This window comes from Acidovorax sp. KPB24-07 (assembly GCF_057543315.1).
Window position 1 is genome coordinate 1 of record NZ_BAAJYS010000940.1, and the last position, 583, is coordinate 583.

1 protein-coding gene is annotated in these 583 nt (G+C 72.4%); it reads left to right on the top strand.

All coding sequences use genetic code 11. From position 1 onward, the window contains the following. A partial coding sequence (locus AC27IQ_RS26790; RefSeq protein WP_487091510.1) for an ABC transporter substrate-binding protein occupies positions 1 to 583 on the top strand: 583 nt, incomplete at both ends.

Sequence of the window (583 nt, forward strand, 5' to 3'; positions counted from 1 at the left end):
CCCCCGCGCTGGCGCAGGGCGCGGGCGCGGTGCCGGGGTTCCCCGTCACCGTGCCCAACTGCGGCGACACGCTGCGCATCGCCGCGCCGCCCCAGCGCATGGTCGTGCACGACCTGAACATGGTGGAGATGGCGATGGCGCTCGGGCTGCAGTCGTCCATGGTGGGCGTGACGGGCATCACCGGCTGGTACAAGACCGATGCGGCGTTCCTGCGCAGCCTGGGGGCCATTCCGGAGCTGGCCCCCAAGTACCCCACGCTGGAAACGCTGCTGGCCGCCAAGCCCGACCTGTTCTTCGCCGGCTGGTACTACGGCATGCAGCCTGGGGGCGAGGTGACCCCTGCCACCCTGGCGCCGCACGGCATCCAGACGCTGATCCTGACCGAAAGCTGCGCGCACACGCGCGGCGACAAACCGCGCGCCACGATGGACCTGCTGTACGGCGACCTGCTGCGCCTGGGCACCGTTTTCGGCCGCCGTGCCGAGGCCGAGCGGCTCATCGCGCAATGGCGCGAGCGGGTCCGGGCCGCGACCCGTCGCCGCTGCCGCAGCCGCCACGCGTGTTCGTCTACGACTCGGGCGAG